At 70.0% G+C, this 24,156-nt stretch carries 21 protein-coding genes and 1 tRNA gene; 11 read left to right on the plus strand and 11 right to left on the minus strand.

What is annotated here, in order from left to right:
• Positions 1-45: 45 nt before the first annotated feature.
• A complete protein-coding gene (gene grpE / locus ACWCWD_RS03420; RefSeq protein WP_450769895.1) occupies positions 46-684 on the minus strand; it encodes a nucleotide exchange factor GrpE in 639 nt (212 codons plus the stop codon).
• Positions 681-2,531, minus strand: a complete 1,851-nt coding sequence (gene dnaK, locus ACWCWD_RS03425) for a molecular chaperone DnaK (RefSeq protein ID WP_327176988.1) — start codon at positions 2,529-2,531, stop codon at positions 681-683. Before dnaK ends, grpE begins: the two co-directional genes overlap by 4 nt.
• A gap of 631 nt (positions 2,532-3,162) precedes the next feature.
• On the opposite strand from dnaK, the gene ACWCWD_RS03430 reads away from it, so the two are divergent.
• The 3 genes from ACWCWD_RS03430 to ACWCWD_RS03440 all read left to right on the plus strand — a co-directional run bounded on the left by ACWCWD_RS03430 (position 3,163) and on the right by ACWCWD_RS03440 (position 7,336).
• Positions 3,163-3,717: a sugar transferase gene (locus ACWCWD_RS03430; RefSeq protein ID WP_450769897.1), complete on the plus strand. Its 555-nt coding sequence runs from the start codon at positions 3,163-3,165 to the stop codon at positions 3,715-3,717.
• 82 nt (positions 3,718-3,799) lie between these two features.
• Positions 3,800-6,076, plus strand: a complete 2,277-nt coding sequence (locus tag ACWCWD_RS03435) for a (Fe-S)-binding protein (RefSeq protein WP_450769898.1) — start codon at positions 3,800-3,802, stop codon at positions 6,074-6,076.
• A 297-nt stretch (positions 6,077-6,373) separates the two neighbouring features.
• The gene (locus ACWCWD_RS03440) at positions 6,374-7,336 is read left to right on the plus strand and encodes a YIP1 family protein (RefSeq protein ID WP_450769900.1); all 963 of its coding nucleotides are present in this window, start codon (positions 6,374-6,376) and stop codon (positions 7,334-7,336) included.
• A gap of 84 nt (positions 7,337-7,420) precedes the next feature.
• Here ACWCWD_RS03440 and ACWCWD_RS03445 read toward each other — a convergent pair whose 3' ends face one another.
• The 3 genes from ACWCWD_RS03445 to ACWCWD_RS03455 all read right to left on the minus strand — a co-directional run bounded on the left by ACWCWD_RS03445 (position 7,421) and on the right by ACWCWD_RS03455 (position 8,930).
• Complete coding sequence (locus ACWCWD_RS03445; RefSeq protein ID WP_450769901.1) at positions 7,421-7,924, minus strand: phosphoribosyltransferase; 504 nt, start codon at positions 7,922-7,924, stop codon at positions 7,421-7,423.
• A 62-nt stretch (positions 7,925-7,986) separates the two neighbouring features.
• Positions 7,987-8,562, minus strand: a complete 576-nt coding sequence (dcd, locus tag ACWCWD_RS03450; RefSeq protein WP_450769902.1) for a dCTP deaminase — start codon at positions 8,560-8,562, stop codon at positions 7,987-7,989.
• 134 nt (positions 8,563-8,696) lie between these two features.
• Positions 8,697-8,930 (minus strand): hypothetical protein, encoded by a 234-nt coding sequence (locus ACWCWD_RS03455; protein ID WP_450770390.1) that lies wholly within the window; start codon positions 8,928-8,930, stop codon positions 8,697-8,699.
• Positions 8,931-9,239: 309 nt separating this feature from the next.
• Here ACWCWD_RS03455 and ACWCWD_RS03460 point away from each other — a divergent pair.
• The 5 genes from ACWCWD_RS03460 to ACWCWD_RS03480 all read left to right on the plus strand — a co-directional run bounded on the left by ACWCWD_RS03460 (position 9,240) and on the right by ACWCWD_RS03480 (position 13,727).
• Positions 9,240-9,313: transfer RNA gene (locus ACWCWD_RS03460), tRNA-Gly, on the plus strand.
• 107 nt (positions 9,314-9,420) lie between these two features.
• Complete coding sequence (locus tag ACWCWD_RS03465) at positions 9,421-9,768, plus strand: transcriptional regulator (protein ID WP_450769903.1); 348 nt, start codon at positions 9,421-9,423, stop codon at positions 9,766-9,768.
• Positions 9,765-10,436 carry a nucleotidyl transferase AbiEii/AbiGii toxin family protein gene (locus ACWCWD_RS03470; RefSeq protein WP_450769904.1) on the plus strand — a complete coding sequence of 224 codons (672 nt, stop codon included), beginning with the start codon at positions 9,765-9,767 and terminating at the stop codon, positions 10,434-10,436. The genes ACWCWD_RS03465 and ACWCWD_RS03470 overlap by 4 nt, the downstream gene beginning before the upstream one ends.
• A 917-nt stretch (positions 10,437-11,353) precedes the next feature.
• A complete protein-coding gene (locus ACWCWD_RS03475) occupies positions 11,354-12,103 on the plus strand; it encodes an SDR family NAD(P)-dependent oxidoreductase (protein ID WP_450769905.1) in 750 nt (249 codons plus the stop codon).
• Between the two features lie 568 nt (positions 12,104-12,671).
• Complete coding sequence (locus ACWCWD_RS03480) at positions 12,672-13,727, plus strand: serine hydrolase domain-containing protein (protein WP_450769907.1); 1,056 nt, start codon at positions 12,672-12,674, stop codon at positions 13,725-13,727.
• 409 nt (positions 13,728-14,136) lie between these two features.
• On the opposite strand, the gene ACWCWD_RS03485 is transcribed toward ACWCWD_RS03480, so the two are convergent.
• Both ACWCWD_RS03485 and ACWCWD_RS03490 read right to left on the minus strand, forming a co-directional pair.
• Positions 14,137-14,799: a hypothetical protein gene (locus ACWCWD_RS03485; protein ID WP_450769908.1), complete on the minus strand. Its 663-nt coding sequence runs from the start codon at positions 14,797-14,799 to the stop codon at positions 14,137-14,139.
• A complete protein-coding gene (locus tag ACWCWD_RS03490) occupies positions 14,796-15,425 on the minus strand; it encodes a hypothetical protein (RefSeq protein WP_450769910.1) in 630 nt (209 codons plus the stop codon). Before ACWCWD_RS03490 ends, ACWCWD_RS03485 begins: the two co-directional genes overlap by 4 nt.
• Positions 15,426-15,887: 462 nt before the next feature.
• Between ACWCWD_RS03490 and ACWCWD_RS03495 the strand changes: the two genes are divergently transcribed.
• The 3 genes from ACWCWD_RS03495 (at position 15,888) to ACWCWD_RS03505 (ending at position 18,296) form a co-directional block, all read left to right on the plus strand.
• The gene (locus ACWCWD_RS03495) at positions 15,888-16,199 is read left to right on the plus strand and encodes an NIPSNAP family protein (protein ID WP_450769911.1); all 312 of its coding nucleotides are present in this window, start codon (positions 15,888-15,890) and stop codon (positions 16,197-16,199) included.
• Positions 16,200-16,516: 317 nt separating this feature from the next.
• Positions 16,517-17,236, plus strand: coding sequence for a hypothetical protein (locus tag ACWCWD_RS03500; protein ID WP_450770356.1), 720 nt, complete (start codon positions 16,517-16,519; stop codon positions 17,234-17,236).
• A gap of 223 nt (positions 17,237-17,459) precedes the next feature.
• Positions 17,460-18,296 (plus strand): PIG-L family deacetylase, encoded by an 837-nt coding sequence (locus ACWCWD_RS03505; RefSeq protein WP_450769912.1) that lies wholly within the window; start codon positions 17,460-17,462, stop codon positions 18,294-18,296.
• A gap of 431 nt (positions 18,297-18,727) precedes the next feature.
• Here ACWCWD_RS03505 and ACWCWD_RS03510 read toward each other — a convergent pair whose 3' ends face one another.
• The 4 genes from ACWCWD_RS03510 to ACWCWD_RS03525 form a co-directional block, all read right to left on the minus strand.
• Positions 18,728-19,327 carry a hypothetical protein gene (locus ACWCWD_RS03510; protein ID WP_450769913.1) on the minus strand — a complete coding sequence of 200 codons (600 nt, stop codon included), beginning with the start codon at positions 19,325-19,327 and terminating at the stop codon, positions 18,728-18,730.
• A 393-nt stretch (positions 19,328-19,720) separates the two neighbouring features.
• A complete protein-coding gene (locus ACWCWD_RS03515; RefSeq protein WP_450770358.1) occupies positions 19,721-20,923 on the minus strand; it encodes a vWA domain-containing protein in 1,203 nt (400 codons plus the stop codon).
• Between the two features lie 158 nt (positions 20,924-21,081).
• Positions 21,082-22,380, minus strand: coding sequence for a sigma 54-interacting transcriptional regulator (locus ACWCWD_RS03520; RefSeq protein WP_450769915.1), 1,299 nt, complete (start codon positions 22,378-22,380; stop codon positions 21,082-21,084).
• An 81-nt stretch (positions 22,381-22,461) separates the two neighbouring features.
• Positions 22,462-24,006 carry a hypothetical protein gene (locus tag ACWCWD_RS03525; RefSeq protein ID WP_450769916.1) on the minus strand — a complete coding sequence of 515 codons (1,545 nt, stop codon included), beginning with the start codon at positions 24,004-24,006 and terminating at the stop codon, positions 22,462-22,464.
• Positions 24,007-24,156: the final 150 nt, after the last annotated feature.

Below are 24,156 nucleotides of genomic sequence, written 5' to 3' on the forward strand. Positions count from 1 at the left end.
GGCCGTCCGGCCGGTCGGTGTGCGACCGGGTGGTCCGACGTGATGTCAGACCTCCGTAGGTCCACCGCTCTCCTCGTCGTCTGCCTTCTCTTCCTTCGCCGCGGCGGGCGTGGCGCCCGGCTGCGGCTCCGCGACGGCCACCCGCGCGGGGCGGATGGTGCGCTCCCCGAAGCGGTACCCCGGCTGCAGGATCGCCACGCAGGTCGTCTCCGTGACGTCCGGCGCGTAGCTGTGCATCAGGGCTTCGTGGATCGTCGGGTCGAAGGGCTCGCCCTCCTCGCCGAACTGCTGGAGACCCAGCTTGGTGACGATCGACTCCAGGGAGTCGGCCACCGACTTGAAGCCGCCGACGAGCTCACCGTGCTCGCGGGCCCGGCCGACGTCGTCGAGGACGGGGAGGAGCTCGGTCAGGAGGTTCGCCGAGGCGATCTCCTTCACCGTGACCCGGTCCCGCTCGACGCGGCGACGGTAGTTCTGGTACTCGGCCTGAAGCCGCTGGAGGTCCGCGGTGCGCTCGGTGAGCGCCGTGCGTACCTGGTCCAGCTGTGCGGTCAGACCTGCGGTCTGGTCAGCGTCCCCGGCCGGGGCCGCCTCCTCGGAGGCGGCCTTCGGCTCGGCGTCGTCGTCGGTGGCGCCGGAGGGGACGTCGGGCTTCTCCTCGAAGCCCGGGGTCTCCTCCGTCACACCGCACCGCCCTTGCTGTCCTTCTCGTCGTCCACGATCTCGGCGTCGACGACGTCGTCGTCGGCCGGACGGGCCTGCTCGGCACCGGGCTCACCGGCGGCCGCGCCATCGGCCTGGGCGTTGGCGTACATCGCCTGGCCCAGCTTCTGGGAGACGGCGGCGACCTTCTCGGTGGCCGTACGGATCTCGGCGGTGTCCTCGCCCTTGAGCTTCTCCTTCAGCTCGCCGATCGCGGTCTCCACCTCCGTCTTGACGTCGCCGGGGACCTTGTCCTCGTTGTCCTTGAGGAACTTCTCCGTCTGGTAGACGAGCTGCTCGCCCTGGTTGCGCGACTCGGCGGCCTCACGGCGACGGTGGTCCTCGTCGGCGTACTGCTCGGCCTCTTCGCGCATCCGGTTGACCTCGTCCTTCGGCAGCGAGGAGCCACCGGTGACGGTCATCTTCTGCTCCTTGCCGGTGCCGAGGTCCTTGGCTCCGACGTGCATGATGCCGTTGGCGTCGATGTCGAAGGTGACCTCGATCTGCGGCACGCCGCGCGGGGCCGGCGGCAGACCCGTCAGCTCGAACATCCCGAGCTTCTTGTTGTACGCCGCGATCTCGCGCTCGCCCTGGTAGACCTGGATCTGCACGGAGGGCTGGTTGTCCTCGGCGGTGGTGAAGATCTCGGACCGCTTGGTCGGGATCGTCGTGTTCCGCTCGATGAGCTTGGTCATGATGCCGCCCTTGGTCTCGATACCCAGGGACAGCGGGGTGACGTCGAGGAGCAGGACGTCCTTGACCTCACCCTTCAGGACACCGGCCTGGAGCGAGGCGCCGATGGCGACGACCTCGTCCGGGTTCACGCCCTTGTTGGCGTCCTGGCCACCGGTCAGCTCCTTGACGAGCTCGGCGACGGCCGGCATACGGGTCGAGCCACCGACGAGAACGACGTGGTCGATCTCGGAGAGCGCGATGCCCGCGTCCTTGATGACGTTGTGGAACGGGCTCTTGCACCGGTCCAGCAGGTCGGCGGTCAGCTGCTGGAACTGGGAGCGCGTGAGCTTCTCGTCCAGGTGCAGCGGGCCCTCGGCGGACGCCGTGATGTAGGGGAGGTTGATCGTGGTCTCGGTCGAGGACGAGAGCTCGATCTTCGCCTTCTCCGCGGCCTCGCGGAGACGCTGGAGAGCCATCTTGTCCTTGGACAGGTCCACGCCGTGGCCGTTGGCGAACTGCTTCACCAGGTGGTCGACGACACGCTGGTCCCAGTCGTCACCACCGAGGTGGTTGTCACCGTTGGTGGCCTTCACCTCGACGACGCCGTCACCGATCTCCAGGAGCGACACGTCGAAGGTGCCGCCACCGAGGTCGAAGACGAGGATCGTCTGGTCGTCCTTGTCGAGGCCGTACGCCAGCGCGGCGGCGGTCGGCTCGTTGACGATGCGCAGGACGTTGAGGCCCGCGATCTCACCGGCCTCCTTCGTCGCCTGACGCTCGGAGTCGTTGAAGTACGCCGGGACGGTGATGACCGCGTCGGTCACCTTCTCGCCCAGGTACGCCTCGGCGTCGCGCTTCAGCTTCTGCAGGATGAAGGCGCTCATCTGCTGCGGGTTGAAGGACTTGCCGTCGAGGTCGATCTTCCAGTCAGTGCCCATGTGGCGCTTGACGGAGCGGATGGTCCTGTCGACGTTGGTGACGGCCTGACGCTTGGCCACCTCGCCGACGAGCACCTCGCCGTTCTTGGCGAAGGCGACGACGGACGGCGTGGTCCTGGCGCCTTCGGCGTTGGTGATGACGGTGGGCTCGCCGCCTTCGAGAACGCTGACGACGGAGTTAGTCGTGCCCAGGTCGATGCCGACCGCACGTGCCATTTCGATTCCTCCTGAAGAACTACTTGAGCGGATCTGACTCAAGGATGCACGACACCCGCCGAAGAGTCAACAGACCTGAGTCATGCCGACTCAACTTAAGTGCCGATCCCCGGCGCCATACGGTGAACCCCCAGCTCAACACGGGTACGCACCCCTCCCGCACCCCGGGCGAACGCCCCGCGCACACCCCACGTACGCCTCGTGCGCCGCACGACCGGGCCCGCGGGCACCTCACGCACACCCCGTGCGCACCTCCCGCACCACACGATCGGCACGGTCGCCGCCCCCGCCGCACCCTTCGGCGAGACACGCAGAACGCGGCGCGCGCCACTCCCCCCGTCCCACCATCGCACCGTGGGATTGTTCTGTCACAAAATGCCGTGAGCCGGTCAAAACGCACCGGTTCCGGCCCCCACCGAACTCCGAACCCCGGGCGGGCGCGATGCGGAACGCGAGGCAGCGGCGCTACAGACAGAGCGGCGGCGCATGGTGGCAGTCACTCCAGCCGGTCCGGCCCCCTCGGCGGCCCGCACCATGGCGGCGAAGGCCCGCGGCCACCCCGGCGAACGGCGGCGCACGGCCACCGGACCCGACCCTGCCCCCCGCCGACGGGGCCAAACGACTCCTGGACGTGACCCTCGGCTCGGCCCTGCTGCTCCTGGCGGCCCCCGTCCTGCTGGCCGCCGCCCTCGCCCTCGCCGTACGGCACGGCCCCCGCAAGGTGCTCGACGCGCACCCCCGGGCCGGGCTCGGCGGACGCCTGTTCGTCCTGCGCTCGCTGCGCACCCGGCGGCTGAGGCTCGACGCGGCCTCCCGGCTGGTGCACGTCGTACGCGGAGAGCTGTCGCTCGTCGGTCCGGCGCCGCTCGCGCCGGACGACCACCGGCTCCTGGACGGCGGGCCGCGCTGCTGGCGGCTGGAGCTGCGCCCCGGACTGACCGGGCTCGCGCAGGTGCGCGCCCGCTCGGGGATGCCCTGGGACGAGGCGGCCCTGCTCGACCTGCACTACGCCCAGACCCTGGCCCGGAGCCGTAACCAAATCCAGCGAATCGGGCTCGATCTGGCAATCCTGGCGGAATCCGTGCACACTCCTGTGCGCGCGACCCTCCGTGGAATGACCCGGCGGGCCAAGGGCGGCCTGAGCGACACAGATCACCGCCTGCCCGGCTACAGCCCACTGGAATAAGTGGATAGGGTCAGCACAGACTGATTAAGTTACTGCTTAGTAGTGTCAAAATCCCACCCTCGCAGGCCCGAGGAGCCCCTACATGCAACTCGCCGCGATCATCGTGTCGCTGGTGCTGACCGTGGTCGGCGTTGCGCTCATTTCCCGAGCCGTCGCGCAGATCTACCGGTTCGTCCGCCTCGGACAGCCGGTCCCCGCGGGCAGCCGCACCGACAACCCCAAGAACCGCACGATCACCCTGGCCAAGGAGTTCGTCGGCCACACCCGGATGAACCGGTGGGGGATCGTCGGCGTCGCGCACTGGTTCGTCGCCGTCGGCTTCCTGACCCTGGGCCTGACGATCGTCACGGCCTACGGACAGCTGTTCAAGGCCGACTGGGTGCTCCCGGTCCTCGGCGGCTGGCTGCCGTACGAGGCGTACACGGAGTTCATCGCGCTCGCGACCACGGTGGGCATCCTCGTCCTCATCGCGATCCGCCAGCTCAACCTGCCGTCCCGCCCGGGCCGCAAGTCCCGCTTCGCGGGCTCGAAGATGGGCCAGGCGTACTTCGTCGAGGCGGTCATCCTCGTCATCGGCCTCGCGATCATGACCCTGCGCGGACTCGAGGGCGCCCTGCACCACGTGGACGGCTACGAGGCCGCGTACTTCGCCTCGTACCCCCTGGTCGCCGCGTTCAAGGGGCTGAGCCTCTCCACGCTGCAGAACCTCGTCTACCTCACCGCGATGATCAAGCTCGGCGTCACCATGGGCTGGGCGATCACCGTCGGGCTCAACACCAACATGGGTGTCGCCTGGCACCGCTTCCTCGCCTTCCCGAACATCTGGTTCAAGCGGAACGCGGACGGAGCCGTCGCGCTCGGCGAGCTCAAGCCGATGACCAGCGGCGGCAAGGAGATCGACTTCGAGGACCCGGGCGAGGACGACGTCTTCGGTGTCTCCCAGGTCGAGCAGTTCTCCTGGAAGGGCATCCTCGACTTCTCCACCTGCACCGAGTGCGGCCGCTGCCAGTCGCAGTGCCCCGCCTGGAACACCGGCAAGCCGCTCTCCCCGAAGCTCCTCATCATGTCCCTGCGCGACCACGCGCACGCCAAGGCGCCGTACCTGCTGGCCGGCGGCGGCAAGGACATGGAGGGCAACGAGAAGGCGACCGAGGAACAGCTCAAGGACGTCCCGGCCGCGGCTCTCGCCGAGGCCGAGCGCCCGCTGATCGGCACCGCCGAAGAGAACGGTGTCATCGACCCGGACGTCCTCTGGTCCTGCACCACCTGCGGTGCCTGCGTCGAGCAGTGCCCCGTCGACATCGAGCACATCGACCACATCGTCGACATGCGCCGCTACCAGGTGATGATCGAGTCCGCGTTCCCGTCCGAGGCGGGCACGATGCTCAAGAACCTGGAGAAGAAGGGCAACCCCTGGGGGCTCGCCAAGAAGCAGCGCGTCGAGTGGACCAAGGAGGTCGACTTCGAGGTCCCGATCGTCGGCAAGGACGTCGAGGACCTCACCGAGGTCGACTACCTCTACTGGGTCGGCTGCGCCGGCGCCCTGGAGGACCGGGCGAAGAAGACCACCAAGGCCTTCGCCGAGCTGCTCCACATCGCGGGCGTGAAGTTCGCGATCATGGGCGGCGACGAGAAGTGCACCGGTGACTCCGCCCGCCGCCTCGGCAACGAGCCGCTCTTCCAGCAGCTCGGCCAGGAGAACGTCGCGATGCTGAACATGGCGTTCGGGGAGTCCCTGGACGACGAGGGCGCAGTCGATGACTCGACCAAGAAGGCGAAGGCGACGAAGAAGATCGTCGCCACCTGCCCGCACTGCTTCAACACCATCGCCAACGAGTACCCGCAGCTCGGCGGCGAGTACGAGGTCATCCACCACACCCAGCTGCTCCAGCACCTGGTGGACGAGGGCAAGCTCGTCCCGGTGACCCCGGTCGAGGGTCTGATCACGTACCACGACCCCTGCTACCTGGGCCGTCACAACAAGGTCTACACACCGCCGCGCGAGATCATCAAGAGCGTTCCGGGCCTGCGGAACGAGGAGATGCACCGCCACAAGGAGCGCGGCTTCTGCTGCGGCGCCGGCGGCGCGCGGATGTGGATGGAGGAGCGGATCGGCAAGCGCATCAACAACGAGCGTGTCGACGAGGCCCTCTCCCTCAACCCGGACATCGTCTCGACGGCCTGCCCGTTCTGCCTCGTCATGCTGACCGACTCGGTCAACGGCAAGAAGAACGACGGCAAGGCCAAGGAGTCGATCCAGGTCGTCGACGTCTCGCAGCTTCTCCTGGAGTCCGTGAAGAAGCCCGTCGAGCCGGAGCCCGAGCCCCAGCCGGAGCCCGAGCCGGAACCGGCCGCGTAACCACCCCGCACGGGGCCCCGCACAGGGCACCCGGCACAGGGGAGACGCGCCACCCCGCACCACCCGCACAGCGAGAAGCGGTCGGACCTGCCTCGGGGGCAGGACCGGCCGCTTCTCGCGTACCGCCCCGCGATTTCACCCGTGCGTGCGTCCGATTTCACCCGCACCGATGGTCGACTTCACCCGTACGGGGAGGCGTCCGGATACCCGTACGGGATGTCACAGCTCAGCCGCAAAGCCGCCCCGGTCCCCCCGCACCCTCACCGGGCGCCCCGCGGACCAGGTACGTTCGATCACGTGGCTGGATTCAGGATCGGACGCGGCCGGGACAACCGCACCCCGCAACAACCGCAGCAAGCGCGAAACCCGCAGCAGCGGCAGTCGTACGGAGGGCAGGCACCACAGCCCCCGTACGGCGGTCAGCAGTGGCCGCAGGCGGGCGGCAACCCCGCCCCGCCGCAGTACGGCGCGCCGCGCGCGACCCCGTACGGCAACGGCAGCGGCGGTTACACCTCCGCGCCCCGCGGCAACGACGGACGCGGGCAGCAGCCGGGCGGGCACGGTGAGCCGGAGTACTTCGGCGACCCGTACCAGGAGCCCCCGCGCCACGACCCGTACGCGAACAACCCCGGGCACACGCAGGCGTTCAGCATCGGCGACGACCCGTACACCGACGGCGGCACCTACCAGGCGGGCAGCACCCCGGCCCAGCCGGCCGGCCCCCGCCTGGGCTGGAAGGACCTGCTGTCCGGGATCGTGCTGCGGCCGGGCGCGACGTTCTGGCAGATGCGGGACCACCCCGTCTGGGGCCCCGCGCTGATCGTCACCTTCGTCTACGGGCTGCTGGCGCTGTTCGGCTTCGACCAGGCCCGCGAAGAGGCCATCAACGCCACCATCTCCACCGCCGTCCCGTACGTCCTCTTCACCGGCGTCGGCTTCGTCATCGGCGGCCTGGTCCTCGGCGCGGTGACCCACACCCTGGCCCGCCAGCTCGGCGGCGACGGAGCCTGGCAGCCCACCGTGGGCCTCTCCATGCTGATCATGTCGATCACCGACGCCCCGCGGCTGCTCTTCGCCCTCTTCCTGGGCGGCGAGAACTCGTTCGTCCAGATCGTCGGCTGGATCACCCTGCTGGCCGCCGGAGCGCTCTTCACCTCGATGGTGAGCAAGTCCCACGACCTGCCGTGGCCCAAGGCCCTGGGCGCCTCGGCGATCCAGCTGATCGGCCTGCTCTCCATCCTCAAGCTCGGGACCATCTGAGCCGCGTCACGTGTACGACGAAGGGCCCGGACCGCTGCTGAGCGATCCGGGCCCTTCGTCGTACGTGGCGTACGCGGCGACTCCTCAGGAGTCGAGAACCTGCCCCGTACGCCGCACCACGGGCTTCTCGACGCTCCACGGGAAGTTGATCCACCGGTCGGTCTTCTTCCACACGTACTCGCACTTCACGAGCGACTGCGGCTTCTCGTAGATGACCGCGCTGCGGACCTCGGCGACGTGGTCCAGGCAGAAGTCGCGGACCAGCTTCAGCGTCTTGCCGGTGTCGGCGACGTCGTCGGCGATCAGGACCTTCTTGCGCGTGAAGTCCACGACGTTCGGAACCGGCGCCAGCATGACCGGCATCTCCAGGGTGGTGCCGACGCCGGTGTAGAACTCCACGTTCACCAGGTGGATGTTCTTGCAGTCCAGCGCGTACGCCAGACCGCCGGCCACGAACACGCCGCCCCGCGCGATGCTCAGCACCACGTCGGGCTCGTACCCGTCGTCGGCGACCGCCTGGGCGAGCTCGCGCACGGCGAGCCCGAACCCCTCGTAGGTCAGGTTCTCCCGGTCCTCGGCAGTTGCCATGCCCGTCACCTCGGCATCCTTCGTGCGTGTCGGACCTGGGTCCCGCGTGTGAGTCCTACGTCTCAGACCTGGGTCCGGTGGAAGTTCATGAACGAACGCGAGGCCGTCGGGCCGCGCTGCCCCTGATAACGGGAGCCGTACCGCTCCGAACCGTAGGGGAACTCCGACGGCGAGGTCAGCCGGAACATGCACAGCTGCCCGATCTTCATCCCCGGCCACAGCTTTATCGGCAGCGTCGCCAGATTCGACAGCTCCAGCGTCACGTGCCCCGAGAACCCGGGGTCGATGAACCCGGCGGTGGAGTGCGTCACCAGCCCGAGCCGCCCGAGCGAGCTCTTGCCCTCCAGCCGCGAGGCCAGGTCGTCCGGCAGCGTGATGACCTCGTACGTCGACGCGAGCACGAACTCACCGGGATGCAGGATGAACGGCTCGTCCCCCTCCGGCTCGACCGTCCGGGTCAGGTCGGGCTGCTCGACGGCGGGGTCGATGTGGGGGTAGCGGTGGTTCTCGAACACCCGGAAGTAGCGGTCCAGCCGCACATCGATGCTCGAGGGCTGAACCATCGACGGATCGAACGGGTCGATACGGACCCGACCGCTGTCGATCTCGTTCCGGAGGTCTTTGTCAGAGAGAAGCACGATCCGAGGATACGCAGAACGCGCGAGCCCGCCCCAACCGGACCGCACCCGCGCGCCTGCCCTCACCACCGACGACGGCCTCCGCCGCCCCCGCTACCGCCCCGCCGCCACCGCTCCCGCGGTCACCGCAACCACTACCGCTGCGTCGACGCCGCCACCGGCACCGAGCTCCTCAGCCGCGCACACCGCGGGCACCGGATCAGCCGCCCGGGCCCGATCCGGTCCGGCCCGAGCTGCTGCATCGGGAACGACGAGGTGGCGAACACGTGCCCCTCCGCACAACGGACGACGGTGCGCACCACCGACTCCACAGCCTTGAGCGACGACTCCGCCTTCGCCGGTGACTCCACTGCCTTCAACGACTCCATCAAGTCCCTTCCCCAACCAGCTGGCCTCGAACGAGAAAGCCACACATTAGGGGATGAACAGGACCCACTCCACACGCCGCACCACACCCGGTTCCACGGCGGTTCCACACGCGGTTCCACAAGCGCTCCGCTCCAACCTACGCCCCCAACTCCCGCCCACCGCACCCCCGTCACCCCCACGCCCCGGGACCGCCCACCCCACACCCCGACAAGCCCCCCGAAACACCGAAAGGGCCCGCGACGGATTCGCCGGGGCCCTGCCATGAGGTACAGTGTGCGAGCATGCACAGCCGATCATCGGCGCGCTACGCGGGTGTAGTTTAATGGTAGAACATGAGCTTCCCAAGCTCAGAGCGCGAGTTCGATTCTCGTCACCCGCTCCACAGCACGACTGCTCGAAGCCCCAGGCCAACGGCCGGGGCTTTTTTGTATGCGGCACCTTGTCACCGTCCGGTCGACCCAGATGGGCTCCCCCCTGGATAATCGACGTATGGCATCACAGCCCAGCTTTTCCGATCTCCGCCGCGCCAAGTTCGCCCGGCGCGCGCCGGCAGCACTCTCGGAGCTTGCCGGCCCTGAGCACGGCACAGTGAGCCTCCCGCTTCACCTGGCGTGGTCGGGTCTGACCACGTTCGACCTCGACCAGCCCCGGCTTCGGATGAGCTTCTACCGCATCGTGTTGGCCGAAGGCCAGCGCGACGATCTGGTCCGGTTCCTCAATCACGGCCTCCTCGTCAGTCTGTGGCCCACCCTGCGCACACTGATCAGCCGTGATGTCCGTGAAGTCTGGGAACGCTCCTTCGACGAGCTGGCTCACAGCGCCCAGGCTGCTGCGTGAACCTCACCGACCTGCATCGTCGCCTGCTCGCGGACGTGCTCGCGGTAGGCGTCGCATACCCTCTGGCACTGACCGGCGGTTACGCGGTCCAGGCGCACGGCCTGGTCGACCGGCTCAGCCAAGACCTCGACGTCGCGACCGAGAACCCTGATCGCATGGAGGACATTGCTGCTGCCGTGCGCGCCGGCCTGGAACAACACGGGTGGCAGGTCAGCGCTCTGGAAGCAGACCCGCTCTCCGCGCGCCTGATCGTCACCGATCCCGTCAGCCACGAAGAGTGCGAGGTCGACATCCTCAAGGAAGCATTCTGGCGGCCACCCGTCCACACCCAACACGGGTTGGTGTTGTCCCTCGAAGATGTCGTCGGAACCAAGGTCCGCGCGTTGTCCGACCGCGGACTCGCCAGGGACCTCATCGACGTACAGGCAGCCGCGAGCCGCTGGAGCCACGTCGAACTCGAAGAGCTCGGACGGCGCCACGCACGCGACTCCTTCGACCTGAGCGAGCTTCAAGCGCGACTGGGTGGAGCCGACTGGATCGACGACACGGAATTCGCCGCCTACGGGCTCGACGAACAAGCGATCACCGGGCTGCGCCAGTGGGCACAGGGATGGGCCACCGATATCGGCGAGCGACTCCAAGAGATGGAGACTCCAGACGAAGACTGATGGCCGCACGAAGAACGGGCGTGCTCAGCAAGATGCACGTCGGCTACGCAACCCTCAGAGGCCGTGCCCCACCCGTGCCCTTCAGAGCGGACAACAGTGGTCACGTACGGCGTCCAGACACCACACCGGCCATCGCGCTACCCGGCCGAACGTGCAGGTCAAGTCCTCGTTGGTCGCCCAAGAGCCGCTGATTCCCAAGCTCAGAGCGCGAGTTCGATTCTCGTCACCCGCTCCATGAAGAGGCCCCAGGCCAACGGTCGGAGGCTTCTTTGTTGTCTGGACCAGTTCAGGCACCTCGTGCCATATCCATGCCGGATTCCTGGTCATCCGCCGCTTCGGAGGCCGCTTTCTTCCGGACTTGATGACTGCGTTGCTGGTCAAGCAGAGGGCCAAAGGTATCCGTGGCAGGCGGTCCGCGTCATGTTGGTGCGGTCGCGGAGGTTCGGGATGCCGTCGGTGATCGGGTTGTTGGAGAGTCGGAAGGCATCGCTGCTCAGCGCGTGGAGGCCCTGCGGGCCGAGGCGGACCGGGTTCTGGCCGAGTTGCGGGAGGCTGAATTCGACTGGGGAGCGGTTCGTCGTTTCGCGGGAGACCGCGGTGGAGGTTCTCGCAGGTCCGGATGGGGTGAAGGACGTGGCGGCTGGAGGTGTCGGTGCTGCCGCCGGAGTATCAGCGGATCGCGGCGGTGCCGGCGGGCGCCAGGACAGCCTTGACGTGCAAAGCGGCCTCTTACGATCCGTTCCGGATCGGTGACCTGGGGCGAAGGGGCGGATGTGGCCCTGTTGGAGCGGATCGGCGCTCCGTCATCCGGGTAAGGAGCCAGCGGCACCTGCCCGTTGACGCCGAAGACCGCCGGCCGTACCGTCGCCGGGCAGAGATGTGACCATCGTTCATGAACGAGGACATGGGGTGGAGTCGTGGGGCAGCGCAGGGTCGTGGTGTCGGGTGGCGGTACGGGGATCGGGCGGGCGGTGGCCGAGGTCTTCGCGGCGGACGGCGACCACGTCGTCCTCATCGGGCGGCGCGAGGAGCTCCTGGAGAAGGCCGCCGGAGAGCTCGACGCCGCGCATGGTGCGGGGACGGCCTCCTGGGTCGCCGCCGATCTGAGCGATCCCGGCCAGGCCCGCAGAGCCGTGGAGTTCTGCACCGCGGGCGGCGCGCAGGTCGACGTGGTCGTCGCCAACGCCGGCGGCAACGTCGCACCGGCCCACGACGGCACCCTCGAAGGCGTCGCGGACAGCTTCCGCCGCAACTTCGAGGCCAACGTGCTCACCGCCGTGCTGCTCACCGAGGGATTGCTGCCGCACCTCACCCGGCCCGGCGGCCGGATCATCCAGATGTCGTCCATCGCCGCGCTGCGCGGCCCCGGTTCGTACGGCGGCTCCAAAGCCACCGTCAACGCCTACACCGTCGACCTGGCGCAGAAGCTCGGCCCGGAGGGCATCACCGTGAACGCGGTCGCTCCAGGCTTTGTCGCCGACACCGAGTTCTTCGGCGACCGGGCCACACCCGAGTTCGTCGCCGACCGGACCAAGCAGTCACTGACGGGCCAGGCGGGCCGCCCCTCGGACATCGCCGCCGCGGTGCACTATCTGGCGTCACCCGAAGCGGCGTACACGACGGCGCAGATCCTGCATGTGAACGGGGGAGCAGCGCTTGGGCGGTGACGGTCCGTTACGCGTAGGCAGTCGGCGCCCGTGCGCGACCGGCCCGAGTCCACACTCGTTGCGCCGCCATGGGGACTCTCCCGGATGGCCTGCGGGCAGGAGTCGCACGAGGACCGACGCGAGGCGCCCTGATCCACCCTCCACGTCAAGGAGCACGAACCGCGCCCGCCCCTCGTACCCCACTTCGACGGGTACGAGGGGGAACCCCTGCAGTTGCCGTCCATGCCCGAACACACGCCCCAAGCAATTCGGTTGGCGATTCAGGAACACACCGGCTTCGGCCGCCCCGGAGCCGTGGCCCGAGACCTCCAGCGCATGCGTACCTCCCGCAGCGTCCTGCCCGCACTGCGGGGGCAACAGGTCTCGCCAAGGCCCGCCGGTACCCGCTCTCCGCAACGCAAGCCGCTCTCCACGCGCTCGGCCGTCACGCGCTCGGCCGTCACGCGCTCGGCCGTCACGCGCTCAGCCAGCACGCGCTCAGCCAGCACGCCGCGTCGAACCGTCGGCTGCTGCGGCGGCGTCCCTACCCTGGGCGACGGAGACCTCACGGCCACCGAAAAGGGAGAGCATGATCGACCGCATTCGAGCCCTGCTGGACGAAGGCGTCCGGAACAAGGTCTACCCCGGTGCGGTCTGGGCCGTGGGGGACTCCACCGGCACCCTCGCCAGCGGCGCCACGGGCGTCCTCGACCCGGACGAACCGGAACACCGGATGCGCCTGGACACCGTCTTCGACGCCGCCAGCCTCACCAAGATCATCGCCGTCTGGTCGTCCATCGGGGCTCTCTGGGAGGACGGCCGACTCGACCTGGACGACCGGCTGGGTACGTACTGGCCCGACGTCGCGGAGTACGAGCTCGGGCAGGTCACCGCACGGCAGTTGCTGACCCACACCGCTGGCGTCCCCCTCCGGGCCCAGCTGAAGAACCACTACGGCACGGACCACGCCGACATCCGCAGAGGCGTCCTGCGCGAACCACTGCACCGGCCACCGGGCGAAGCCGTCGAGTACACCGACCGTGCGGCGCTAATCCTCGGCTTCCTCGCCGAACACCTCTCGGGCATGCCGCTGGACCAGCTCGCCACCGAACGGACCTGGCGCCCCCTCGGCATGGACACCACCCGCTTCGGCCCGCTGTCCCCGGAACTCGTCGCCCGCAGCGCCCCCACCGAACTGGACCCGCCGGACACCGACACCCACCTCAAGGGCACCGCCCACGACTTCTCGGCCCGCCTGTTGGGAGGGGTCTGCGGCATTGCCGGCGCCTTCACCGTCCTGGACGACCTGGCGGCCTTTCTGCACCACATGCTGGCTCCTGCGACGAACGGCACCACCGTCGGCTTCGGCCCCGACTGGGCCGCCCAGTCGCTCACCCACCAGACTGGCGGCCTCGAACCCGCCCGCGGTCTGTTCTGGCACCCTGCGCCAGGGACGGGCGACACCGACGACGTGTGGGTCCACTACGGCTTCACCGGCACCGGCATGTGGATCTCCCCGGGCGCCAACCGATGGGCCGTACTCCTCACCAACAAGCTCTACTACACGCGCGACCAACCACCACTGGCTGACATCCGCACGAGGTTCCGCGGAGTGGTCTACTCCCGCAATGCCGAACGCATGTGACGAACGCATGTGACGAAGAGAGACGTCCCGGACCGATCCCGGGCGCGCGGGAGGCTCCTACCGCCTGACGGCCCTGCATCCGCGAGGGCTGCGCGGGCGCCGTTACCTGCTGTCCGCGCCGACGGCCGCCGCGACGGCCAAGAAGGTCCAGGTCGACGACCAGGGCCTTTCTTGGTGTCCAGACCACTCACGAGGCGGCGAACCCTCCGCCTACCCCGGCTCGAATCCGTCGGTGTGGTCCCAGGGTCTGACCTGGGACTACACCTGGGACGCACCCGACCGCACCGGCGCAGAGGCCAACCACGACGGCCGCGCACTCAGCCATGTCCACGACGCCGTCCCAGCCGGTATCGGCCGGCTCTGGAACCGCCGACGCGCACTCATTCAACCGCGTGAACAACGCTCCGGGTCAATACACCTGGCCCGCAGGCCAATGTGGGTTCGGCGTGCCGTCATCGCTCATGTGTGCCCGCTGCCAGATCCCCTTCCAGTTGAACGGGATCTCCGGTACGAACCGGTGCCGCTGCCCGCACGGGCATGGCGTCAGCACCCACGCGCACCCACGGCACACCTCCACCCAGCCGTGCCCGGTCGAGGTCGACACAGGTGGCCTCTCGTCCCCGCAGGCGGGGCAGCCGGGGAGATCGGCACCGTCCAGCATCGCGTTCTGTCGCCGGACGTACTCGGGCAGCCGCAGCGACGGATGGCGGAACGGGGTTTCGTACCAGGCGCGGTTCGGGGCCTCCCACCAGCTGCGCAGCCACCACGGTCGCGGGTTCACCACAGTCCGCCGCCCAGCCCGCTTCTCCGCCCGGCGTTGCGCGGCGTACTCCTCCGCCCGCGCGAGCCACGACTCCCGCGCTTCATGAAGTTCCTCCACCGCCCGAACCAGCGCGTCCGGGTCCGCCTCCAGCCGCCGGGGAATCGCGGCGCTGAGCGTGAGGTGGTGGTACGTCGCTCGGAAGCCGTACGGGGCGAAGAGGGTGACGCAGGTCCGCAGCGCACTGTGCCGACGGCGGAGGGAGAGGCGGGCGTCGTGCACGTGCGCCCGGTGGGTCAGGAAACTTGTCATGGTGCGGGGGCCAGGTCCAGTGCTCGTGCCAGGGCGGCAGTGACGGCGGCGGCGTGTGTCGGCAGGTGTTGTTCAGCCCAGGCGCCGGCAAGGCTGAGGAAGTCCCGCACATCCTGCTGGGCGCCCGCGACGAGCCCGCGTATCCGGTCCACCGGCAGCTCGATCACCGGGCTGCCGTCCGCCCCGTAGGCGTCGAGCGTCAACCGGACGACGTCCCCGACGCGTTCGGCCACCGAGGACGGATCGTGGCCGAAGGAGGAGCAGCCGGTGCCGTCGAGCACCTCCAGCCAATCCCGCCAGGTCTCCAGGCCGTTGCAGCAGCCCGGCTCGACGAAGACGGCGCCGGTGGTGGTGTCGGTCACCCGGAACCCTCCTGCGGTGAACAGGTCCGGCATGGTGAGCAGCCCGTGCAGGAATCTGCCGAGCGGGTCGGTCGGGCACGGCCCGTGCTCCTCCTCCGGCTCGACGTCGTTGCAGTCGACGATCTGCATGACCGCCGTGCCTACCTCCGCCGGAGTGAGCTCCCCGTTCAGCACGAGGTAGCCATGTGACGTGTGCTCGCCAACCGGCCAGAGCGCGAAGTCGTCAGCGGCGGGGAAGATCTCCAGAACGGGTTGCATCACCATCACACCGGGATGATGCCGGACCCGCTGCTGCATCGCCACGGGCTTTCGTCTGCTGCATCGGACTCGGAGCGGGCCCCGCCGTCCCAGCTGCCTGGGCAGTTTCGCGGTGCGTTCCGGCAGACGGGGAACTGTGCCGTGAATGGGGCCCATCCACATCTTCATGCGCCGCTACACCGACCCAGGGATCGACGTCGCTGGTCGATGAACTGCCGTCCTTGTCGTTCAGCTCGTTCTCCGTATCGCGCGTTGCCTTCGCACCACCCGTCGGGCTCGCGCATCCATGGAGAAAACGATTCTGTTCGCAGGGGAGGACTACACCGCCCCGCTGGGTGGCACGGTCCGGTCATGAGGGTGATCAACGTGCCGGCCGCTGCTCTCACCCAGCCCCCACGTCCGAATCGGAGCCGCCGGCCATGGCCCCCGCCGTACGGATGCCCGCCCGGGACACGGAATCATGCGGTCATGGTCACCATTCATCTGAAGTACGAGATCGACGCCGACAAGCTCGAGGATTTCGAGGAGTACGGTCGCCGCTGGGTCCGGCTCGTCAACCGGTTCGGCGGGACGCATCACGGTTACTTCCTGCCGAGTGAGGGCGACAGCGACATCGCCTACGCGCTGTTCTCCTTCCCCAGTCTGGCCGCGTACGAGCAGTACCGCTCGGACAGCATGTCCGACCCGGAGTGCCTGCAAGCGTTCGAACTGGCTCGTGAGACCCGCTGCATCAAGCGCTACGAGCGCCGGTTCCTCCGGCCGCTGGACGGCCTGTCCTGAGTCTTGGGTGGCGTGCGGGCCGGTAGCTGCCCTGTTCGCTCTCGTCGGCATCACGGACATCCGCTCCGGGTGGGTACCGGCCGTACGCAGACTGTCCGTACCTCTCCGAGCCGGTGGTACCGCCCGGGCCACCGGGGGCCGTCGGTGCAGATCGGCCTCTCCTCCGTACCGGGAGTGGCGAAAGCCGGCCCTTCCTCGGAACCGATGCCGCTGGGACAGAAGCCGGACATGTCCAGGATCATTCGGAGATCGGCTCGGACCTAGTGTCATCGGTGACAGCAGGAAGCACCGCCACCGAATCGCCGCTGGAGATCATGATGCGTTCGCGCCTCGCCGCACGTTCCACTCGTCTCTTCCTCGCCGCCGCAGCCGTGACGGCTCTCGCCGCCGCCTCCACCGCCTGCAGCCCCGCCGACGTCGAGGTTGCCGCCAGTTCCTCGGCCCCCTCCGCGGAGAGCTCCAGCCCCTCCTCCGGCGCGAGCATCCCCGCGAGCACGTCCGGTTCCAGCGGCTCCGATTCCAGCGCGTCCGGTTCCAGCGGATCCGGTTCCAGTGGCGCCTCCGGCTCAAGCAAGTCCGATGGCGGAACCGCGGCATCCGGCGACGGCACCGGCGACAAGAGCGGCTACGGGCAGTCCTGCGGCACCAACGACCTGGACTTCACGGTCACCGCGAAGACCCAGGCCGGCGGCTACTACCTCGTCACCGCCAAGGCCAAGTCCGGCATCACCTGCTACCTGGACGTCAACACTCCCAGCGTGTCCTTCGGCTCCGGCGTCGACGGCGTCGCCTCCCCTGTGGGACAGGGCGGCGAAGATCCCATCAAGCTCACCGGATCCGCTGTCGCGTACACCGGCATCAGCCCCAAGACCACCGATGGCGATGGTGGCAAGGAGTTCGAGACCGTCATCATCGCCACCACCGACGACGATCCCGATCCCGCCGAGCTCAAGCTCCCCGACACCGCCACCGTGGACAAGCCCATCGTCACCAACTGGTCCACCGACCCGGCCGAGACCGTCCCCGTCATCATCTGACGAACCGGACCGGCGGGCAGGTCCGGGCACGGCTTGGGCCGAGTGGGCGTTCCGGGAACAGCTGGTCCGGTCGGCACGGTTGTGACAGAGGGGCGCGACGGCGAACGGGCGGAAACCCGGCGATCACGAGGCTCTCCGGACCACCGGGGACCGGGCGCCCCGTATCCCGTACGCACGCCGTGCACTCGGACCACCACGTAATTCTGCAGAAGGACTGTTCTTCATGACCGACCGGCCGTTGACGCTCATGGCAGTGCACGCCCACCCCGACGACGAGGCCACGAGCACGGGAGGGGTTCTCGCGCGGTACGCGGCGGAGGGCATCCGCACGGTGCTCGTGACGTGTACCGACGGCGGTTGCGGTGACGGACCGGGCGGCATCAAACCGGGCGATCCCGGGCACGACCCGGCGGCCGTCGCCTCGATGCGCCGCCAGGAACTCGACGCGAGCCGCGAGGTCCTGAAGATCAGCGATCTGGAGACGCTGGACTACGCCGATTCCGGGATGGTCGGCTGGCCGAGCAACGACGCCCCCGGGTCCTTCTGGCAGACCCCCGTCGAGGAAGGCGCTGCCCGGCTCGCGGAGCTCATGCGGCACTACCGGCCCGATGTGGTCGTCACCTACGACGAGAACGGCTTCTACGGTCACCCCGACCACATCCAGGCCCACCGCATCACGATGGCCGCGCTGGAGATGACCGCGCTGACGCCGAAGGTGTACTGGACGACCATGCCGCGCTCGACGATGCAGCGCTTCGGCGAGACCATGCGCGAGTTCCAGGGCGAGGACGCGCCCGAACCGGATCCTGCCGAGGCCGCCGCGCTGGCCGAGATCGGCCTCCCGGACGAAGAGATCACCACGTGGGTGGAGACCACCGCGTTCAGCGGCCAGAAGTTCGACGCGCTGGCCGCGCACGCCAGTCAGGGCGAGAACATCTTCTTCCTCAAGATGGGCAAGGAGAGGTTCGCCGAGCTGATGGGCGTGGAGACCTTTGTACGCGTCAAGGACGCCACCGGCGCGGCCGTACCCGAGAACGATCTCTTCGCCGGATTGCGCTGATCCTGCCGGCCGGGCTGGGCCGGCGCCGCCCCTCCGGACCCGACGGGCCTCTCCCCGTCCCGGTCCCGAGGGGCCTCTCCGTATACGTGGACACCACGTACCCGTCGGCCCGCTCCCCCACTCTCCCGCGTCGGCCAACGCGAGCAGCCTACGTGGCAGGGCCACGAGGTTGTTCTCTCGGGGCGAACCGCAGGCGGGAGGGTCGGTGTTCGCGCCCATATGCCCTCATCGGCGACGACTGCCCACCCGCGCCCGTGGAGCGATCGTGGCACCGGGAGCCGTGGGGCTGGAGCCGCCGAAACGCAGAGCGCCCGAAACACAGAGCGCCCGGCCGGGAGAATCCCAGCCGGGTCGCGTCAGGTCGGATCAACTGGCCGGATCAACCGGTCGGATCAACCGGCCGGATCAGATCAACCGGCCGGATCAGCAGGTCAGATCGTCGGCGTGTCGTCGACGATCTCCTTGTGCGGCTCGACGATGAACTTCCAGCCGTCGCTGGGCTCCAGGAACCGCACGCGGGTGGGGTAGATGTCCAGGGCGCGACGGTCCCGGTTCTGGCCGTTCGAGCCCTTCCGGGCCCGGGCCGGCTCCTCGTACAGGTCGACCTTGACGTCCGGCACCGCGACGGTTTCCTCGCTCCAGCGCTGGACGACACCCGCGCCGAACGCCTCGCGCGCGGAGGCGTAGAGCGAGTCCAGGGACTCCTTGCTCCCGTTGGGCACGAAGAGGGCGAGGTTCAGCAGGACGCCGGCGCTCTGCAGGACCTCGATCGCCTCCCCCGCTTCGTCGGCGGCCCAGATGCCGCCCTCGTCGGCGTTGTCCGGGAGGACGTGGACCTCTTCACCGAAGACCGTCTTCGCGACGAAGGACCCGCCTTCGAAATCCTTGCCCGGCGCCGTCAGGAATGCCGGGGCATAGCAGTCGAGAGAGAGGCCGTCCACCCCTGCCGGAACAAAAATGTTGTCCTGGGGTCCCAGGCCTGAAATCTCGTCAGCCGTAAGACGTCGAGCCGTAACCTTCTCGGTGTTCACGCCATTCCCCTTTTGCTCGCGGCGTTCTGTGAATTCATTAATACTCTACCACGAAAATGATCACCCGAGAGCTGTTCCATAATCCGTGACATACCGGAGCGCGACCCCAAGTGCGTTGCACCGCAAGGCGGAGAGGAGTCCGCCCGCCCTGACTACGCGCACGTCGGACAGGGCGGAGGGACATTGCGGACGACGCCGAACACACACCCCGCAGCGAACGGGGAGGGCCTTTGGCGATGCTTTGGCGACACCATTCGATACGGATTCCGGGAGCCAATGAAACCTACACCTCCCGGACGGTTTTTCCAGGGATACCGACAGCCACCGCGGAATCACCAAAGGAATTCGACATCGCCGGATAAAGCGAAAGAAGAGGGGCGGGAGGCGGGCGGCTCAGCCGATGGTGACGGTACGGGCCCAGGCCGGCGGGGTGTCCGGTACGTAGTCGGGGTCGTCCTCCGTGTCGCGGACGGGGCGGGGGAAGAGGCCGACCACGGTACGGCAGGGCGGAGGCGTGGTCGGCCAGGGTGTCTGGCCGTCCGTCAGGGCGACGATCACGTCCGGTCGGGGCCGGGAGCGGAGCGCCCGGGCGAAGCCGGAGCGGAGATCCGTACCCCCGCCGCCCATCAGCTCGATGCCCTCGGCGCGGCAGAGCGGCACGGCGATGCCGGCCGCCGCGTCGCAGGAAATCACCGAGACGAGGTCCCGCCGCCCGCCCACCGCACGGGAGATCGCCGTCACCTCCAGCAACGCGCTGCCCAGTTCGGCGTCGCTCACCGATCCCGAGGTGTCGATCACGACGCAGACCCGGGGCGGCATCCGGCGGAGACTCGGCAGAATCACTCCGCGGAGGCCGGCCGAGCGCCGGGACGGGCGCCGGTAGCTGTGGTTCTCCCCCACCCCCGGTGCACTCGCCGCGGAGTGGATCGCCGCGCCGAGCAGCCGGCGCCAGGGCTGCGGGGGGTGGAATGCCTCGTCGGCCCACCGGCGCCACCCCTCCGGAGCGCTGCCCGGCCGGCCCCTGATCCCCTCGGCGACCCGGAAACGGACGGCGTCCCGCTGCTGCCTGCTCAGCCCGTGCGCGCCGTCGGGCCCCAGGTCCCACGGCCGCGCCCGGCCGTCGGCACCGCTTCCGCAGTCCAGCCAGGCCAGGTTCCCGGTGAGCCCCGACATCGACGCCGTCCGGAGGTACTCCTCCATCAGCAGCCCGTCGGGCAGTTTCAGCAGCGAGGGCAGCACCACTCCCGTGGGCATCGGCAGGCCGTCGCCGTAGATGTCGTCGTTGATCTCGAAGTCGGCGGCGATGTTGCGCCGCAGCCGTTCGCCCGGCCCGTACTCCTCGTGTTCCCGCCCGTAGCGCTCGCCCCGTTCGTGGTGGTCCCGGAGCAGATGGGAGGCCTCGTGCACCCAGACGCCCGCCAGTTCCTCCACCGGGGTGCGCGCCACGAAGGCGGGAGAGACGTAGACGCGCCAGTGCGCGTCCACTGCCATGGTCGGCACCGACCGGTCCTCCACCACGTGCAGTGCGAAGAGGGCGCTCGCCAGGTAGGGGCGCACCTTCACCGCGTGCAGCCGGCCGGCGAGCAGCTTCTCCATGTCCAGCGGGAGCCCGGGCCCGCCGTGCGGCGTGCCGGACCCGGCGGCCGTCCCGGGTGCGGTGGCCACCACCGGACGCGGCGGGGCGGGCCGGGCCACCGGGCGCGGCGGGGCGGGCCGGGCCACGGGGCGCGGCAGCGGGCGCTCCGTACCCCCCGTCATCGGCGCGCCGACCTGGTGCGCGCGGCGCCGGCCGCCGCCGCGACCCGGCCCACCGACCGGTCCGCCCGCCGGGCGAGGCCGATCACCGCCACCAGCCGCTCCACCGTCTCCGGCACCTCCCAGTCGTCGCGCCGCAGCGAGGCCAGCGCCGTCGCCGGGGCGACCAGCAGGTCCGGGGCCCCGGTCTCCAGGGCTCTGGCCAGCACAGCCCAGCCCGCCTCCCAGCGCTCCCGCTCGGGCCGCGCCCCGATGGCCGCGACCACCGCTTCCAGGGCCGCCTGCCTCAGATCGCCCCGCTCCGGCAGTTCGGCGGAGGGCGGGTCGGCGAGCAGCGCTTCCGGGTCCGGCAGGTCCATCCGGTCCAGATGGGCGAGGAGTTCGAGCCCCGGCCCGTCCCCGACCGTGCCCCGCACCAGCAGCGCCAGCACCTCCCGGGACACGGAGGCCGCCGTACCGAAGGCCAGCAGGGTGAGCGCGGCCTCCCAACTCCGGGGCGAGGGCCAGGCACCGCCGCGCCGGGTCTCCGTACTGGGCAGCCGGTGGATCAGCGTCGGCCGGGCTTCCAGGAATCCGCAGACCGCGCGCCGGGCGAAGGCCACCGCCTCCGGCAGCCGTTCCGGCGCCAGGCGGGGCAGCTCCGCCCGGGGCCAGACGCCACCCAGCCCGCGCACCACCACCTCCCGGTCGTGCGTCCAGTACAGGTGCACGAACCGGTTGGCCAGTGGCGGGCTCAGTTCCCACCCGTCCGCCGCCGAGGCGCTGGGGTTGGCCGCGGCCACGATGCGTACCTCGGCCGGCAGTTGCAGCGCGCCGACCCTCCGCTCCAGGACGACCCGGAGCAGCGCGGCCTGGACGGCCGGTGTCGCGGTGGACAGCTCGTCCAGGAAGAGCAGCCCGCGTCCGGCCCTGACGAGCTCCACCGCCCACTGCGGCGGGGCCATCGGCACTCCCCGTACCTCCGGGTCGTCGCCGACGATGGGCAGGCCGGAGAAGTCGGTCGGCTCGTGGACGCTGGCGATCACGGTCGTCAGCGGCAGGCCGAGGGAGTCGGCGAGCTGGGTCAGGGCAGCGGTCTTGCCGATGCCCGGCTCGCCCCAGAGCAGGACGGGGAGGTCCGCGGAGACGGCCAGGGTGAGGGCTTCGAGTTGTTCGTCCGGGCGCGGCTCGGTGGTGGTCGCCCGCAGGAGGTTCAGGAGGTCGTCGGCGACGGCGAGGCGGGTGGCGGCCGGAGCGGGGGCGGACCCGGACGGGCCGGGGACGGGGGCGTGGGTGGACAGCAGGGTGCTGGGGGTCATGGGCATCACCTCGGGTGGAAGGGGGCGGGAGGACGTACGGGACCGAATGCGCGGTGCCGGCACTCGGGTCGGGCGAGGTGTTCAGGCCATTCCGGTACGGGGCCGGGACCGGCGGCTCAGCTTGGAGCGCACCGCGTGGGGTGTACGGCGGTCGAGCCGAGGGCGGTGGCCCGTCTCCGGGTACCTCGGGTCCGCGGACCTTCCGCCCGCCGCCACCCCGGCCCCCGGGTGTACGGCGACCAGGCCGGACCGGAAGAGACCCTGGTCGACGCGGCGGGCCACGGCCGACTCCAACTCGTCCCGCAGCGGCCCCTCGCGCAGGACCGCACCGGGCCCGAGCAGCCCTTCGACCACGGCCAGCGCGCCGGTGACGTCTCCGTGGCCCAGCCGCTCCCGGACCGCGGGCAGCGCCTCCGGGGCGCGGTGCACCTCGTCGATGGCCCGCAGGCAGGGCAGCGGGGGCCCGCCGAGCGCGACCAGCAGGGCCTCGCGGCGCAGTTGTTCCGCACCGTGGTCGACGGCCGTCAGCACCCCGTCCCGCAGCCCGATCCGGTGGACCTCGCCCCGGCACTCGACCCGGTGCGGATCACCGGCGGGGGATACGGGCACGGCGCCCGGCCCCGTACGGGGCGACGCCACCGGGTCCGACGCCGCCAGCGCGGCGGCGACGAGCGGATGCAGCCGGTCGACGACGATCAGCCCCGCTCGGAGCAGCTCCAGATCCGGCAGGACCCGGGCAGCCGCCTCCGGCAGCAACGGGAGCGCCGCGGCCTCCTGCGGTGGCAGTGTCTCCCGCAGCTCGCGGAACGTCGGGGCGTGGCTGTCGTCGGGGGCGACGAGTTCGAGTACGGCGCGGCTCCGCGTACCGAGCCGCACGGTGAAGGCGCCGCGAGGGAGCCCCTCGGCCCGCAGCAGCAGCTCGGCCTCGGCGGCCCAGTCCGCCACCGCCCACGCACCGTCGGCGGTGGCGGGCAGCTCCGGCACGGCAGGCCGAGCGGATACGGACGGGGCGGGCCCGGCCGGGGACGGTACCCGGTCGGCGCCGCACCGCCGGGCCAGCTCGCCGCTCCGCTCGTGGTCCCAGAGGTGCCGGTGGAGGTCGAGCCGGAAGCGCCGGTCGGGGTGCGGGTGCGGATGGCGCGTGGGCGCGCCGTGCCCCGTCCCCTCCCGGAGGGCGTGTTCCGCCCCCTCCCACAGGGCGTGCCCCGCCCCCTCCCACAGGGCCAGGGACATCCGCTGCCCGAAATCCGCCTGAGCCGGGGGTGTCCGCACCACCAGGTGGAGCGGCGGGGAGTCCTCGCGCCGGTACTGGGCGAGGGAGAGGGTCAGGCCGTCGCGGAGCCGTCCGTCGGGGGCCTTACGGGGCATGTGCCAGCGGAGCAGGTCCGGCGCCAGCCGGCGCAGGTCCGCCCGGATCCGGCGGGCGAGGAAGGTGCCGTGGCGGTGGCGCACGGCGCGCAGATCGAGGTCGACGTCGACCCGGGCGGCGGCGCAGGCCCCGGCCCAGTCTCCTGCGGCACGCCGAACGGCCGCGGTCTCGATCATGGACGGTGGCACGGCGTACTCACGCACGCGTTGCCACATCAGCAGGTGGGTCGGAATCGTGTTCGCGGGACGAAGTGCCATCAGCACTCACCTTGCGCGGACGATTCCCCCGATCCGTACGAGGAGTTGTCAGTCATCGTCGGCATCTTAGGCACCGCGGTGGAGTTCTGTCAGGCCCCTTTTTCCGACCGCGCCGTTCACGACGGGACGGCTGGACCGGCGCGCCCCGGC

The sequence above is a fragment of the Streptomyces sp. NPDC001493 genome, assembly GCF_053597235.1.